This is a genomic window from Neobacillus sp. MER 74 (genome assembly GCF_023714155.1).
Genome location: NZ_JAMAUV010000001.1, coordinates 159,539 through 175,660, shown reverse-complemented (window position 1 = coordinate 175,660; position 16,122 = coordinate 159,539). Strand labels below are relative to the sequence as shown.

The window sequence follows — 16,122 nt, the reverse complement described above, 5'->3', positions numbered from 1 at the left end:
TCCGTTAAGAACGTGAAAAGATTTTAGATTTAATGATTGAAATGAAATATAAGAATATCGGATAGATAAACCATAGGTAAAAGCCAACCTGACTAACTTGATCAAAAAAAAGGTTATTGTCGACTCTTTTTGTGATAAAAAGACTGGTTATAAGAATGATGATAGAAATTATCCATATTCCGTGTTTTTGTTTTAAGTGAAATATTTGTTTAACTCCTTTTGAAGAAATAAATAGGTATGTACATAAATTCGGAAAAATGACTATTATCCATAATGAAACGGCTATAAATTCAAAACGCTCAATAAATGGAAAATGGACAGAACTTATCATACTGACAATAGGCCAGATATGCCTTTCTAATTCTTTTGGGCTGAAAAATAATATAGAAATAACAGTTGAAAATAAAATAAGGAGGGTGGTAAACCAAACTGCTAATTGACTGAAAAAAAGTATTTTATTTTTCTCCTTTATAAAGGGAAAAATAAAATATAAAGTCTCAAAACCCAACATGGTATAACTACTTTTAAAGACTCCTTTCATCAATTCTGAAGGGGAAGCAGACAGGATGGGTAAAATTCTAGTAAACTTTATGGAATCTAGTGGTTGATACATCACAAATACCAGCCATATAGTCATTATAAAGGATAAGAAGCATATCCCTGCAATTACTCTGAATCCACCTGATACTGCATAAATGGTTAGTAATAATAGTACTAAAGTGGCTCCCCATTCATAAAACCCTTCATAGCCCCATGTTAGGGACAATTCTATATAACCAATGATGATAGAGTAATTGGCTGCAATGAAGTAAATGACAATAAAGGTATTGATGATACTACCTAGAAAGCGACCAAACAAAATTTCGTGTATTTCATAAAGATTACAGTTTTCATATTTATTTAGTAAGCTAATCATAATCCAAGTGATAAGACTAATGTATAGACCAGATAGTAAAATGGACATCCATGCATCTTGCTTAGCTTCAAGATAAATTATTCTAGGAACACCAAGGATGCCCATCCCAATTTGCGAAGTGTGTATGATAAAGAAAGCAATATAGGCGTTTACAAAACTAATATTTGATTTCATTATCCACCTCAAAATTCATCCAAATCTTTTTCTGTTTTTTTAGATTTCCACCTGGTGCGGATTGCATTTAATGGACGATTGACAATAGGACGTTTCATATAAAAATGATGTGGGAGACGTATTAAGAAATATTTTAAATCCTCGATCCTAAACGGGTATAAAGGTGCAAGATAAGGTTTGTTTAATGATGTCAATTTTAACAAGTGGACCATCAGTACACAGACACCGATAATAATTCCATTTAATCCCCAAATACCAGCTAGAATGATGAAAGGAAATCTGGCAACTCTTATAGCAGTTCCCATTTCATAAATTGGAGCCATAAACGCCCCCAATGCACTAAATGCCACAATAATAATTAGAATATTACTAGTCAAGCCCGCCTCAACAGTTGCTTGGCCAATAACAATCCCTCCAACAATTCCCATTGTTTGACCTACTTTTGAAGGAAGGCGTGCCCCTGCTTCTCTAAGTAATTCAATTAAAAATTCCAATAAAAGTGCTTCTAGCAAAGGGGGGAAAGGAACTTGTGAACGGGATTGACCAATTATTATTAACAATTTAGATGGAATAAGTTCAAAGTGATAGGTAATGGTTGCAACATAGAATGCTGTAAAGAGGAGTGACCCAACCATAGCAAATAATCGTACAAATCTAATAAAAGTACTTAAGGACCATCTTAAATAAATATCTTCTGTTGATTCAAAAAATGATAAAAAATTAGCAGGTCCTATAATGGCAACGGGACTTCTATCTATTAGAACACCAATCCTTCCGTTTAAAATAGAATAGAGGAATCGATCGGGCAACTCTGTTAATATAAACTGTGGAAAAAACGAGTAATGATTATCTTCAAGACATTGTGCTAATACTGAACTGTCACTTATATCGTCAGTTTTTATTTTTTCAAACCTTTCCTTAAGTGTTTTAAGTATGTCATCATCCGCTATATCTTTAATATATATAATTCTTACTTGCTTTTTAGCACGTTCTCCTATTTCTAGTTCATCTGTACACAAATTAGAATCTTTTAGATTTTGTCTTATAATTTTTATATTTGAAGTTAATGATTCTGTAAATGATATTTTAGGACCGTATACCAATGATTCTGTTTCAGCTTTCTCGATAGACCTTTCAATAGGGTTAGTGCAATTTACCATAAATGCTTTACTTTCGACTGATAAGTAAATATAAACGAATCCCTTTAAGAGGGAAGAGATAACCTCTTGTTCATCAAAGTTTGTCTTTACTTCGTCCATTGGTATGTTTTTCAATAAGTAAGAGAAAGTTATGTATTCTATTGGAAGTTGTTGAATGTATTTAATTACATACTCATTTAGAAACTCATGTTTAATTAAATTTTTCATAAAAATAACTTCGAGACAATCTCCACCAACTTCAAGTGTTCTACACATTAAGTCTGGTGATTCGTTTAGGATGTATTTAATTTTTTCATAGTTAGGGCAGTTATTTTTATTTAGATGGATTTTCAATTGAAACATATCCTTCAATAGATTTTTTTTAGTATTTGAAGTAGGCATTTATTTTATACTTGTTTTAACAAAGAAGTAAGGATTGACCTTTGAATGTTTATTTGTATTGAACAGAAAGTGATTTCTGGGACTAAAAACTGTGTGGAAACAGCATTAGTAGCTGTGTACTGTAAAGAGGGTGAATAAAAACCTCACTTAGATACAGTACGGAGAACCGTATCATGAATAACGGTAAACTAAAATCATTTTTGGTGATAAGGATTGTTTATGATTTTGTATAAAACTATATGGTGAGCGATAGTTTAAAGCATTACTTCAGTTGGAGTATTGCACTCTTTTGTTGAACGCACCCGTTGAAAAAGACACCATATGTTTTATTTGGCTGTGTTAACGTTCATGTGCTCTCACGGACCAATTTATGTTTTTATATTTTTAGTCAAATGTAAATTATTCTTCAACTAATCTCCGTTAGAACAAAATGAAAAGATCGCCGCAGCGATCTCCGTACTTAAACACTTGCACCCGTTAGCCAGCCATGAAGCGCAAAAATCAGCGCTTCACTACAGAGAATGAAAATGGGTTGGAACCGTAAATACTGATTCTACGGCTGGGAGAGGAAGGTCAATGAACTATGGTGCGTTGAGCCCATCCGTTAGTCTGACTCCACCGACCACGGTGCACCACTGACTGTCGCTCCCTTACGGGAAGCACACATGGTAAATTAATCCTATTCTGGTTGTTGCACCAGCCTCTAATTATAATGATCGCCGTAGAAAGGATGTTTTCAATGGATGTAGTCATTGAAAGAGCATGCGGTATGGATGTCCATAAGGACAATATTACTGCCTGTATTTTGACACCTGAAGGAAAGGAGAATCAAATGTTCTCTACTAAAACTGTATTTCTATTACAGTTGGTTGACTGGATTAAACAACATAATTGTACTCATGTCGCCATGGAGAGCACGAGTGTTTATTGGAAGCCTATTGTGAATTTACTAGAAGCCGAGGATATTGAGTTTTTAGTGGTGAATGCCCAACATATGAAGGCAGTTCCAGGACGCAAGACAGATGTAAAGGATGCAGAATGGATCGCCAAACTTCTTCGCCATGGACTACTTAAAGCTAGTTATATCCCTGACCGAAATCAACGTGAATTGCGTGAACTCGTTCGCTATCGTCGAAGTATTATCGAGGAGCGTGCCAGACAACATAATCTAATCCAAAAGGTGTTAGAAGGCGCGAACATTAAGTTGGGATCTGTGGTTTCAGATGTGTTGGGTGTTTCAGCACGAGATATGCTTGATGCCATTGCCGATGGTGAAGAGGACCCTGAAAAACTAGCAAACTTCGTTCGACGCAGCATGAAGAAGAAAGAAGAACTGGAACTCGCCCTAAAAGGCTATATCAATTCACATCAAAGCCTCATGTTAAAAACCATTTTAGGTTATATTGATTTTCTTACTGAGCAAATCGAGATACTTGATACGGAAGTTGCGGACAGAGTCAGCTCTCATCAAGAAGATGTATCACGATTGGATTCGATTCCTGGTATAGCGACCAGAATGGCTGAGCAAATTCTATCCGAAATTGGGACTGATGTGAAGAAACAATTCCCAACTGCAGCTCATATGTGTTCTTGGGCAGGATTAGTTCCTGGGCAAAATGAAAGTGCCGGAAAAAGAAAATCAGCCAAAACTAAAAAAGGAAATAAGTATTTAAGATCGGCGTTAACCGAAGCAGCTCATTCAGTAAGAGGATCCAAAAACTATCTCGGAGCACTGTATAGACGTACAGCATCCCGAAAGGGTAAGAAACGTGCTGGTATTGTAGTCGCTCACGCAATGTTACGTATCTCTTATTATTTCTTAACCCGAAAAGAAATGTATGTAGACCTAGGCGAAGACAACTTTGATAAGCAGAGACAACAATATATCGTTCGGCATTCACTGAGACGACTCGAAAGCTTAGGATACACCGTTACGTTGGAAGAACCTAAAGCATCTTAATCCAGTCACGATTCAAAATGAATGAGCTGCGTCTATTTTAGTATTGCCATTTTACGAATATTACAGAAGTTAATTTTCATGGTAGTTTAAAAACCATTTCTCCCGCGGTATAGGAAAGTATTCACCAGCGACAAGTTCTGGAGGTACGGCTTTGTCAATTCGTAAAAAGGTCGTCTGAACTTAAATTCAGGTCAAGTGAACCGAGTGAATCCTGAAGTTGTGATCTTTTTCTTGCTCCAACTAATGGGATAACATCTTTACCCCGAGATAGAACCCATGCGATAGCAAGCTGCGCAACAGTTACTTGCTTTTCTTTAGCAATTTCACGCAAGGACTCTACAAGGGCTAGGTTCTTTTCAAGGTTTTCATTGGTAAACCGCGGCGCATTAACGCGCTTATCATCTGAACCTAGCACTCTCTCTTTAGACCATGTACCACTCAGTAACCCTCTAGAGAGAACACCATAAGCCGAAAGCGAAATGCCTAATTCCCGTAAAGTAGGCAAAATAGTGGTCTCAATACCCCTATTAAATAGTGAGTATTCCATTTGCAGCCAACTAATAGAATGTACAGCGTGTGCGCGACGAATTGTATCTACTCCTACTTCAGAAAGACCAATGTAACGCACATATCCATTCTTTACCATATCGGCATGGCACCAACCGTTTCTTCAATTGGTACGTTTGGATCGATGCAGGCTGTGCCTGGTTGATAAAGATCGATGTATTCAACACCTAGGCGCAGTAGGGTATCCTCAAGGAAATTCTTTACTGTATGAGGGTGGTTATCACTCTTTCGATGACTCTTGCCCTGAGAATGGAGCTTGCCATCGAATTTTACTGAAATGAACACATTTTCCCGTTGGATTCCTTGGAATGCTTCACGTAGAAGTAATTCATTGTGTCCATCGCCATAGAAATCCCCTGTATCAAAGAGTGTAATGCCTTCCTCAAGCGCTGAGTGGATTGTTGCAATGCTTTCGCTACGTTCAGCATTACGATATAGCCATGACATCCCCATACAACCGAGACCAATCTCAGAAACCAGTGGACCGTTATGACCAAGTGCTCGTTTTTTCATTGACACATTTCCCCCTCGGCAGTCTAAGTGATCCAATCTGTAACCAATTTCGTTCTGAAATCCCGCTCCTAACGGCATATCGAAAAATAAGAAATAGAACAACTAAACCAACAAAAGACATAAAATATTGAAAGAGGACAATCACTATTACATAGTAATTCTTCATAAATATTCACTACTTTAACATTACCATAAATCGGTAAAAAAGTGGGAGATATTTAAATGCTTCTTCTTAAGCTAACCTGCTTCGTTCGTATTATAAGGTTAGCCAGAATGCTAAATATTTCTGGTTGACCTTATTTTTTATGGTCTTATTATAACAGTAGCCAGGGTAGAACGTATCTGCTCGTGGGGCTTTGACCCCGTCAGCTAAACGGTTCGCCCCCTACTTGTAGAAACATGATTTAGGCTGGTTGGGACTTAGATCTCGTATAACAAGCGAAGCTGTGACACTGCATGGAGGAATTAGGGGTACTGGCAAATTACTAGTTTAGGAGGATTTTGAATGAATCCAGTCGTTGGTCTGGATATTTCAAAAGGCGAAAGTCAAGTTCAAGCATTTTTAGATAAAGGCAAACCATTCAGAAAGAGTTTAAGGTATCTCATACAGTTGAAGGGCTAAGTTATCTTGTATTGTTTCTGGAGGATGTGAAAAAAGAGTCTGGTAAGAAGCCTTCAATCATACTAGAAGCTACTGGGCACTATCAAACACCTGTCGTTCATTATTTGGAAGAACGAGGTTATTTATTAATTATTATCAACCCCTTGATTTCATACAAGGCAAGAGGATCAAGTTTAAGAAAAGTAAAGACAGATGCCGTAGATGCCTTTGCCACCAACTACTTCTGATTGAATCATATAATTGTAAAAGATAAGCCTATTATACCAACGTTTTCAAATGATTCTGTGATAATCAGATTCACTTTACAACCTTGACAGAGTTGAGCTCACCTAATTATATATTTTGATTTCTGATTATCCTGTTTTCTTTTAGTTTAATTTCAGGTCATAATGGTCAATGATGACCTAAATGACTAAAAGATAATTATAAAAAGGCGCCTTTTTTATATTTCAAAATAAATATGGTTTGGTGCTTTGGTGCCATGCTTGGTGCCCAAATTTTTAATATTAAAGACACATGAAAACACTAGGAAGTAAGAAACCTTGATTTATCAGCACTTGAAGATACATGGAGATACCAGAAAAACAGGTGTCAGCAAACTTCAAAACTGCTCGAGACCTGCGTGCCAGGTCTGGTGGGTTCGATTCCCACGCAGTCCCGCCATAAAAGTTGATTTATCAAGGGTCTTTGTAGATTTACTTTGAATAAAGTTTTTACATATTCCTTCACAGTCTCACCTCTATCTACTGACAAGACTGTAGAAGGGCTGTTGGCGAGACTGTAGAGAACGTTTCCTTTAACCTCCAAATAATTATTTTTTGGAGGTTGATTTTTATGCAGACCAAGATTCGCCCAAATAGGTTAAGCCGAAAGTAGGGAAGATTAGAGAGGGCAGCAAAATGAAATCCAAAACTGAATCAAATATCCTGACATTGGATGTATAATATATTTATGACTGCTAATAAAACAGAGGGGTTAGCATCTTTTGTATATTTACAGTATCTTTACAATTAAGCACTTGAAGTTAATTAAATTTAAAACTAATATATAAGCAAATAGTTATATATTGATTTGAAGGAGATTATGTAATTATTAGGGCAACTATGACATATGAACAATATCAAAATAAGGGGAAATGTCCTTCATGTTGAAATCAGTGGTTGAAATAGAGCGATCAGCAAACATATTAAAACTATTAGGGGATAAAACAAGATTATCCATTGTTGCGATGTTGAAACAACGTGAATGCTGTGTTTGTGAGTTTCTTGAAGTGTTCAAAATGAGTCAACCATCAATTAGTCAGCATCTTCGAAAATTAAAAGATGCTGGAATGGTAAAGGAAGAACGAAGAGGACAGTGGATTTACTATTCCCTTAATCAACAAATTGAGGTATATGGAATGATACAAGATATTTTGGAGCATGTACCTGATCAAACAGAAAAAATCAAAATGATTGAAAAAAACAATCCCACATTCCGATGTGGTTGTTAGTTTTATTTAATTAGGGAGTGAGAAAATGAGTAAGACAGAAAAGAAACGTCTATCGTTCCTGGACCGATACCTAACACTTTGGATTTTTCTTGCTATGGCAATCGGAATAGGATTAGGGTTTGTCTCTCCAGGTTTTGTCGATAGTATGAACAGCTTGCAGATAGGAACAACATCGATTCCACTTGCCATTGGTTTGATTTTAATGATGTATCCTCCATTGGCGAAAGTTCGTTATGAGGAGATAGGGCGTGTATTTAAAGATGTAAAAGTATTAGTATTATCGCTTGTACAAAACTGGATCATTGGACCAGTTCTTATGTTTTTATTAGCCATTATTTTTCTTCCTGATAAACCAGAATATATGGTAGGTCTTATTATGATCGGTTTAGCTCGATGTATTGCAATGGTCATTGTATGGAATGATCTTGCAAAGGGTGATACGGAATATGCAGCAGGTTTAGTGGCATTCAATTCGATTTTCCAAATGTTGTTCTTCTCTGTTTATGCATATGTGTTTGTAACCATCATCCCTGAAATGATAGGAATACAGGGGGCAGTAGTAAACATTACGATGATTGAAGTGGCTAAATCTGTTTTCATTTATCTTGGAATTCCTTTTATAGCTGGAATGATTACACGTTTTACAATGGTAAAGGCTAAAGGCAGACGATGGTACGAGAAAGTGTTTATTCCTAAAATCAGTCCTATTACATTAATTGCATTACTTTTTACGATTATCCTTATGTTCTCATTAAAAGGGGACGCTATTGTGAGCTTGCCATTAGACGTAGTTCGTATTGCAATTCCTTTATTAATTTACTTTGTAATTATGTTCTTTGTTTCCTTTTTCATGGGAAGGAAGATAGGAGCAAGTTATCCTGTTACCACAACCCTTGCTTTTACTGCTGGAAGTAATAACTTTGAATTAGCAATTGCGGTAGCTGTTGGTGTATTTGGTATCCATTCTGGTGCAGCTTTTGCAGCAGTCATTGGACCACTTGTAGAAGTGCCAGTGATGATTGCTTTAGTAAACGTGGCTTTGTGGTTCAAAAGAAAATATTTTAAAGAACATGCAGCTTAAAACTAATTCTGAAGGTGGAATATTATGGATAACAAAAAAACAATTTACTTCTTATGTACAGGGAACTCTTGTCGTAGCCAAATGGCAGAAGGTTGGGCTAAAAAGCATCTAAGTGATGAGTGGGAAGTGAAAAGTGCTGGGCTTGAAGCTCATGGATTAAACCCTAATGCTGTAAAATCAATGAAAGAAGCTGGAATCGATATTTCAAACCAAACATCTGATGTCATCGACCCTGAAATTTTAAACAATGCTGATCTGGTTGTCACGCTATGCGGACATGCATCAGATAACTGCCCAGTAACTCCTCCTCATGTAAAACGAGTGCACTGGGGATTTGATGACCCTGCAAAGGCAGAAGGAACTGAAGAAGAAAAATGGGCATTCTTCCAACGTGTCCGAGATGAAATTGGAGTTCGCATTAAGCGTTTTGCTGAAACTGGTGAATAAGAGGATTGAATACCCAGGAGAAAGTCTAATAGGTTTAAAATAAGAAAAAATCTCTTTCTTTAATTATATATTCCCTTATTAAAAGGGTCTCTATCTATAAGGAGACCCTTTGATAGATCATTAGAGTATTTCAAGAACAGCAATTAGTTGTATTTTTGCTTTGAGTTGCCGTTGAACAACACTGCTCCACTTTTTCAACTTTCGGTTTAGGAGTGCAACAAGAAGATTCATTTTCACTGTTAACTTCAATATCTGCTTTTGTATAGAAAAACTCCCATTCGTTTCCATCTGGGTCAAGAACCCAAAATTTATCTTGGAGAGCATAGCAGCATGTAGTGTTTATTTCTTCGTATTGTGTATGAATACCATTTGCTTCAAGTCTATTCTTGTGAGCAATAACCTCATCTGTGCTTTCAACCTGAATACCAAAATGTCCTACTTGATTTCCACTTACATTATCTTGAAGATTAAGGGTAAAGTTTAATCCTGGTGTTTCAAGAAGAAACTTTGCATAATCAGGCTTTACTTTAACTGGATCAACTCCAAAAACTTTACTGTAGAACCCAATGGATTTTTCTAGGTTAGTAACATTAAGACCAACATGTGCATATTTCATTTCAATTTCCTCCTAATAATTTAATTTGATTAATCATCAATAATATGATTTGGATTTATTCAATAAGCCAACGGTTTAACATGTGCAACTACAGCAATTTGATTGTACTCTTGATGACTGTCGACCTTCAGTCCATTTCTTTATGACTTTTTCAAGAAATGTTTTATAATCCCTCCTTTCAAATACTTGCAATTTGCAAGTATTTATTTTATTAAAAGAGCAAGTGATTCTTGCTCAAATTAATGGTTTACAACAAACAGTGGATTTTGACATTGCTTCGTTAAGTAATTTGACTGATTTAATAACCATTTCACGTTCAAATTCGCTCATATGTGAAAATACTTCATTTAAATATTGATTCATTTCCGCATCAATTTTAGCAGCAACATAATTTCCTTGTGTAGTTAAAGTAAGTATTGAAACACGTCTATCATCAGGAAGAGGCGCTTTTTTAACTAGTTCCATCTTTACTAGTGTTTGGATTTGGCGACTAAAAGTGGTTATATCCATCCCCAGAGTATCAGCAACCTGTTGCATGGAAGGTTTATCATGACGTAGAATTTCATAAAGGATATGACTCTGTACAAGAGAAATTTCAGTTTCACCTATTTGACAACAGTTTTTATTTAAAAGACCAAATCGCCTTGTCATAACTTGGAACAATTCTCTCACGTTTTCCATTTTTTTCACCTCTGATTTATTTATATACAAATTATTTGCAAAATGCAACCAATATTTGTTTGGAAATTAAAAATTTTTTATATATTGGTTGTAAGCAGATAAAAATCTAGGGGATAAAGTAATGAAAGAGGAATATAGAACAAGACTGGCTTCAATAAATGATCAGAATCGATTTTGAAAATTTATAATCAGGGAATTGAAGATAAGATAGCCACGTTGGAGGAAGACCAAAAATCGGTTATCATTTCCTCACTCGTGGATGGCGTTTTTATTTGTACAAAAATTAAAGAAAGCCCTATATACAAGGGCCCATTTGTCGTGTAAAGTATCGATAGTTAATTAATTCTTAGAGTTTTCCTCAATTTTATGAATATACACGACACCGCTCGTTAGAACTGAGCCATTTGTTTCACCGCAATGTGGGCAATTTATATTCTCACGCACTTTGCCTCCAGGGACATTCATTTCCGTAACTTGGAAATAAAACTCTTTTTCACATTTTTTGCAATTCAACAAAAGACATCCCTCCGTGTATTTTATTAGTAACTCAATATATATATTCGCTAAGTTGTAAGCGTTATCCTTTTTAAAATCATTTATTTGTCGGAATTATTGAGGATATTACATTATACCTACCGGGGGAATATAATAGAATGAACGCGGTATTTCGGATATGTGCGGGTAATGGTGCGTGATATGGAAGAAATAACGCGATGTACTATTGATTTTGACTACCGTCATTATTTTGCATATGCTGTTTTACCTCAAAGTATAATAAAAAAGCTAATAAAACTAAAGGAATCGAGAACACAGTGATGACAAACCAGCCTGTGTTTATAAAATGAGAGTATATCCAAGAATACATAAAGACGCACCTCCTATTTCTAGAGTGTCCGAAACGTATCCAATTAATCAACAGCAAGGGGCCACAATCGGAGAGGCCTTAACGAAACCAATGAGTGTTTGTCGATAAGAGGTTGCAGAGAGGATCCTTTTTTCTTGTTGCAATACTTTGTGAGTGGAATAAGGTTATTGATTTGATTTAATGAGCCTGCAATTGTTTTATAAACCACACAATCATATAATTGTATGAAAAAGGATGCGTATCATGCCGATTAATTCGTTTGAAAACTATCCGATGAGCTGGAAGCCATCGATTGATAAAACAAAAAAGCCAATTTATCAAACACTTGCAGGGCAATTGGAACAGGATATTTTAAACGGTGTTTTATTACCCGGAACAAAGCTTCCCCCACAGCGCGAATTGGCCGATTATTTAGATTTAAATTTGAGTACCATTTCAAAAGCATTAAAAATGTGTGAGTTAAAGGGATTGATCAGTGCCTCTGTGGGAAGTGGCACATTTGTATCATTTGATGCGTTATCGAATTCGTATTTACTTGAAGATACAAAGCCGAAGTATTTAATTGAAATGGGAGCGACACTACCAGATAATGCTTCATACGAGCCACTACTACTCCAACTGAAAAATATGCTGCAAGAGCCTGATTATGCAAAATGGTTTGGGTATGGTCGAACAGGGGAACGCCTCTGGCAAAAGGTTGCAGCACAAAAGCTAATCCGAAGAGGTGGATTTGAAACAACCGTTGATCACATTTTATTTACAAATGGTGGTCAAAATGCGATTGCTGCTACATTGGCAAGTCTTTGTAAGCCTGGGGACCGTATTGGTGCTGACCCTCATACCTACCCTGGCTTAAAAACGGTTGCCGCGATGCTTAGTGTGCAAATAGTCCCGATAAAGTCAGAGAACGATGAAATGAGTCCAAATGCCTTTGAATATGCCTGTAAAAATGACAATATTAAAGGCATATATTTGATTCCAGATTATCATAATCCGACAGCTTCCTGTTTGTCTGTTGAGAATCGAAAAACGATTGCAGCAATTGCTAAAAAGTATGATCAGTTCATTATCGAAGATGCAACCTATCAACTCCTCAACGAAAATCCAATTCCAGCAGTAGCATCATTTGCTCCAGAACAGGTTATCTATATTGCAAGTTTATCGAAATTAATAGCACCGGGGTTACGCCTAGCCTATGTGGCCGTGTCCAGTCGATTCAAGAAGCCAATTTCAAAGGCACTTTATAATCTTAATATATCGGTTTCCCCATTATTAGCAGAACTGTCAGCACGTACGATTGTATCGAATCAATTTGAAAACATCATTCAGAGTCATCGGGAACAAACGATTCGTAGAAACCAAGTCGTAAATCAATATTTGTCAGACTATACCTGTTTAGGTACTGAAACAGGTATTTTTCGTTGGTTATTATTACCAGGCAAAATCACAGGTGCGGAATTTGAAAAGGTAGCTGCCCAGCATGGGGTACAAGTGTTTGCGGCGGAACGTTTTGTAGTTGGAAATAGTTGTCCAGAGCGTGCTGTAAGAATTGCCGTAAGTGCAACAGAAACACTCGAAGAGCTTAAGCAAGGATTGATCATTCTCAAAGGTTTACTAAACGATTATACCTAATTGAATTTGCTTTACATTCATAATATTGTTTGCCATACAATTATATTGTTGTATGGTTTTTTTGCGTGTGTTAAGATGTTCTGAAAAAGTAACTGAAAATTCAGCGTATTCTAACGTGAAGTTAGTTATTATTAAAAAGGAATGATGAAAAGTGGAAAATAAATTTGCTGATAGAACTAATTTAGTAAAACCTTCTGAGACACGTGAAATATTAAAAGTAACCGAAAGACCAGAGGTTATCTCTTTTGCAGGTGGCCTGCCAGCTCCAGAGTTGTTCCCTGTAGAAGCTCTTAAGAATTCATGCAATGCAGTATTGAATGAAGAAGGTGCGGCTTCTCTTCAATATAGTACGACTGAAGGATATATTCCTTTAAGAGAAGCTATTAATCAAAGAATGAAAGGTATGAAAATCAACTCTACGATTGATAAAATTCTGATCACATCAGGATCCCAGCAAGCCATCGATCTTACTGGAAGAATATTTATCAATGAGGGAGATACGATTATTTGTGAAAGCCCAACCTACCTTGCAGCAATAAATGCATTCAAGTCATACAATCCCAAATTTGTTGAAGTAGTTATGGATGATGATGGGATGGTTATGGAAGAGCTAGAGAAAAAGCTGAAAGAGCATCCTAATACGAAATTTATCTATACAATTCCAGATTTCCAAAACCCTACAGGTCGCACATTAAAGCTAGAAAGACGAAAGAAAATGATAGAGCTTGCAAATCAATATGATGTACTGATTGTAGAGGATAATCCTTATGGAGCGATTAGATTTGCTGGGGAAACACTCCCGCCTGTAAAATATTTTGACACAGAGGGCAGAGTGATTTATATCAGCACCTTTTCTAAGATTTTTACTCCCGGTCTTCGACTCGGGTGGATTTGTGCAGATGAACCTTTTATTGAAAAGTACGTTGCTTTTAAGCAAACAGCTGATTTACATACTGATAGCTTTGCTCAAAGAATTACAGCAAAATATTTGGAACTTTACAATATCGAAGAGCACATTAATAATATCAAAGCAGTTTATAAAGAAAGATGTACAGTTATGTTATCTTGCATTGAGGAATTTTTCCCAAAGAATTTGTCCTACAGTAAGCCAGAAGGTGGATTATTTATTTGGGTTGAGCTTCCTGAGTCTGTTGATTCTAGGGAGTTATTCGCTGAATGTTTGGCAAATAATGTTGCGTTTGTTCCTGGTTCGCCATTTTTTCCGAATGGAACAGAGAACAATGCTTTACGTTTAAATTATTCGAATATGCCTATAGAGAAAATTAGGGAAGGTATGAAGCGTATGGGAGAAGTACTTCATCGTAAATTAGAAAAGGAAACAATTCTATTATGATTCAGAGGTTGGCGGCATTAAATAACAAGACTTTATGACTCAATTTTTGAAGTTTATTTTATTTGTAGAGGAGTACAATAATGCAATTTTACTTTGATCACCTTGTTTGGTTTTTTAAGAAACCAGAGGAAGCTATTTCTCCGTTAAAACAAAGAGGACTTCATGTTGTGAAGGGTGGGCGACATGAATCTTGGGGAACATATAATACCCTAACCTATTTTGGATTAAGTTATATTGAGTTTTTAGGAATTGAGAATGTATCAATAGCTGAAAAACATGATGAAAATCGATTGAATACGCAAATCGTTCGACAGCTGGCAAAAGAAAGTCGGGAAGGTCCTGCGAAAATAGCAATCCGAACAAATGAAATGGAAGAACTAGCAATCAAACTTAAAGTGGAAGGACTTACCGTATATGGGCCGCTAACTGGGGAGAGAGTTCGTGCTGATGGTCAAGTAATCAGGTGGTCATTGTTATTCCCTGAATACGCAGAAAACAAGGTTTCTTTACCATTTTTTATTCAATGGGAGAAATCAGATGAAGAAAGGTATTCGGAATTAGAGGAACAAAGACTGATAGGGTCACACATATTAGGCCAGCCAAAATTGGAAAGTGTTGGTTTTGTCGTAAATGATTTGGATCAAACAGTAGAAATTTGGAAGAAATTGTTTTGTCTTAGACAAGGCAAGGAGTATATTGATACGCAAACCAATGCACGTTGTAGAATTTTAGAGTTGAACGGAACTAATTTATTATTTTGTACACCAATTGGAGATGGTCCGGCTGCGAAGGTATTAAAAGAAAAAGGGGAGACTCCTTTTTTAGTGAACCTGACTGACATGAATCAAAGTCACTTTTTTGAAATGTTAAATGGTTGGAGGTTCCAGTAATATATTCAAACCATTATATAAATTAATCATAAAAAGTGAATTGGGATTAAAAACACGACAGGCGATTAACCTGTCGTGTTTTCTATAACTTAGTTTTTAAGAGTATTTTCCCAATCTGCAGCGAATTTTTCCATCCCTTGATTAGTAAGTGGATGTTTTGAAATTTGCTCAATGACTGAAAACGGAATCGTTGCAATATGTGCACCTGCCATTGCTACACGAGTAACATGATCTGGGTGACGAACAGATGCGGCAATAATTTGTGTGTCGAAATTATGAATGTTGAAAAGTTCAGCTACTTTTGATACTAATTGTACGCCGTCTTCGGAAATATCATCTAAGCGTCCTAAAAATGGAGATACATAAGTTGCACCTGCACGAGCCGCTAATAGCGCTTGGTTTACTGTAAAGATAAGCGTAACATTTGTTTTAACGCCTTTATCAGCAAGATAACGGCAAGCCTCTAAACCGTCTAAAGTCATAGGAAGCTTGATTGTAATTTTCTCATCTCCGCCGTTAATTTTAATAAGCTCCTCAGCTTGAGCAATCATTTCGTCAGCTGTAACGGCATCTGGAGTTACCTCAGCGGAAACAGACTCTACTTTTGGAACTGCTTGGCAGATTTCTTCAATGCGGTCTTCGAATTTTACGCCTTCCTTCGCAACAAGGGAAGGATTAGTTGTAACACCTGATAAAACACCAATTTTATATGCCTTTTTAATATCAACAAGGTTTGCAGTATCAATAAATAATTTCATCGTAAATTTCCTC

Annotated in this window: 15 protein-coding genes and 1 pseudogene; 8 read left to right on the top strand and 8 right to left on the bottom strand. The window is 36.3% G+C overall.

Annotated elements, in window-relative coordinates:
• Window positions 1-4: 4 nt before the first annotated feature.
• Together M3610_RS00805 and M3610_RS00800 are read right to left on the bottom strand one after the other, a co-directional pair.
• A complete protein-coding gene (locus M3610_RS00805) occupies window positions 5-1,090 on the bottom strand; it encodes a GerAB/ArcD/ProY family transporter (protein ID WP_251456041.1) in 1,086 nt (361 codons plus the stop codon).
• A gap of 8 nt (window positions 1,091-1,098) precedes the next feature.
• Window positions 1,099-2,592 (bottom strand): spore germination protein, encoded by a 1,494-nt coding sequence (locus M3610_RS00800; protein ID WP_098572265.1) that lies wholly within the window; start codon window positions 2,590-2,592, stop codon window positions 1,099-1,101.
• 778 nt (window positions 2,593-3,370) lie between these two features.
• On the opposite strand from M3610_RS00800, the gene M3610_RS00795 reads away from it, so the two are divergent.
• Window positions 3,371-4,591 (top strand): IS110 family RNA-guided transposase, encoded by a 1,221-nt coding sequence (locus M3610_RS00795; protein WP_098572266.1) that lies wholly within the window; start codon window positions 3,371-3,373, stop codon window positions 4,589-4,591.
• Window positions 4,592-4,745: 154 nt separating this feature from the next.
• Here M3610_RS00795 and M3610_RS28585 read toward each other — a convergent pair whose 3' ends face one another.
• Together M3610_RS28585 and M3610_RS28575 are read right to left on the bottom strand one after the other, a co-directional pair.
• Window positions 4,746-5,219, bottom strand: coding sequence for an aldo/keto reductase (locus M3610_RS28585; RefSeq protein ID WP_251456040.1), 474 nt, complete (start codon window positions 5,217-5,219; stop codon window positions 4,746-4,748).
• An 11-nt stretch (window positions 5,220-5,230) separates the two neighbouring features.
• The gene (locus M3610_RS28575; protein WP_251456039.1) at window positions 5,231-5,671 is read right to left on the bottom strand and encodes an aldo/keto reductase; all 441 of its coding nucleotides are present in this window, start codon (window positions 5,669-5,671) and stop codon (window positions 5,231-5,233) included.
• 505 nt (window positions 5,672-6,176) lie between these two features.
• On the opposite strand from M3610_RS28575, the pseudogene M3610_RS00780 reads away from it, so the two are divergent.
• The 4 genes and pseudogenes from M3610_RS00780 to arsC form a co-directional block, all read left to right on the top strand.
• Window positions 6,177-6,502: pseudogene (locus M3610_RS00780) on the top strand (IS110 family transposase); the annotation flags it as partial.
• A 935-nt stretch (window positions 6,503-7,437) separates the two neighbouring features.
• Window positions 7,438-7,785 carry an ArsR/SmtB family transcription factor gene (locus M3610_RS00775; RefSeq protein ID WP_251456038.1) on the top strand — a complete coding sequence of 116 codons (348 nt, stop codon included), beginning with the start codon at window positions 7,438-7,440 and terminating at the stop codon, window positions 7,783-7,785.
• 25 nt (window positions 7,786-7,810) lie between these two features.
• Window positions 7,811-8,866: an ACR3 family arsenite efflux transporter gene (arsB, locus tag M3610_RS00770; RefSeq protein ID WP_098575120.1), complete on the top strand. Its 1,056-nt coding sequence runs from the start codon at window positions 7,811-7,813 to the stop codon at window positions 8,864-8,866.
• Between the two features lie 24 nt (window positions 8,867-8,890).
• A complete protein-coding gene (arsC, locus tag M3610_RS00765; protein ID WP_098575121.1) occupies window positions 8,891-9,313 on the top strand; it encodes an arsenate reductase (thioredoxin) in 423 nt (140 codons plus the stop codon).
• Between the two features lie 130 nt (window positions 9,314-9,443).
• Here arsC and M3610_RS00760 read toward each other — a convergent pair whose 3' ends face one another.
• From M3610_RS00760 to M3610_RS00750, 3 genes are all read right to left on the bottom strand, one after another.
• A complete protein-coding gene (locus M3610_RS00760) occupies window positions 9,444-9,929 on the bottom strand; it encodes an ArsI/CadI family heavy metal resistance metalloenzyme (protein ID WP_098575122.1) in 486 nt (161 codons plus the stop codon).
• A gap of 234 nt (window positions 9,930-10,163) precedes the next feature.
• The gene (locus M3610_RS00755; protein ID WP_098575123.1) at window positions 10,164-10,610 is read right to left on the bottom strand and encodes a MarR family winged helix-turn-helix transcriptional regulator; all 447 of its coding nucleotides are present in this window, start codon (window positions 10,608-10,610) and stop codon (window positions 10,164-10,166) included.
• A 718-nt stretch (window positions 10,611-11,328) separates the two neighbouring features.
• Entirely contained in the window at window positions 11,329-11,475 is a 147-nt protein-coding gene (locus M3610_RS00750) for a hypothetical protein (RefSeq protein ID WP_180230167.1), read from the bottom strand.
• Window positions 11,476-11,718: 243 nt separating this feature from the next.
• Between M3610_RS00750 and M3610_RS00745 the strand changes: the two genes are divergently transcribed.
• From M3610_RS00745 to M3610_RS00735, 3 genes are all read left to right on the top strand, one after another.
• Complete coding sequence (locus tag M3610_RS00745; protein WP_251456037.1) at window positions 11,719-13,107, top strand: aminotransferase-like domain-containing protein; 1,389 nt, start codon at window positions 11,719-11,721, stop codon at window positions 13,105-13,107.
• Window positions 13,108-13,258: 151 nt separating this feature from the next.
• On the top strand, window positions 13,259-14,461 hold the full coding sequence (locus M3610_RS00740; protein ID WP_251456036.1) for an aminotransferase-like domain-containing protein: 1,203 nt from the start codon (window positions 13,259-13,261) through the stop codon (window positions 14,459-14,461).
• 80 nt (window positions 14,462-14,541) lie between these two features.
• On the top strand, window positions 14,542-15,351 hold the full coding sequence (locus tag M3610_RS00735; protein ID WP_251456035.1) for a VOC family protein: 810 nt from the start codon (window positions 14,542-14,544) through the stop codon (window positions 15,349-15,351).
• A gap of 89 nt (window positions 15,352-15,440) precedes the next feature.
• On the opposite strand, the gene fsa is transcribed toward M3610_RS00735, so the two are convergent.
• Window positions 15,441-16,109: a fructose-6-phosphate aldolase gene (gene fsa / locus M3610_RS00730; protein ID WP_098575127.1), complete on the bottom strand. Its 669-nt coding sequence runs from the start codon at window positions 16,107-16,109 to the stop codon at window positions 15,441-15,443.
• Window positions 16,110-16,122 lie beyond the last annotated feature (13 nt).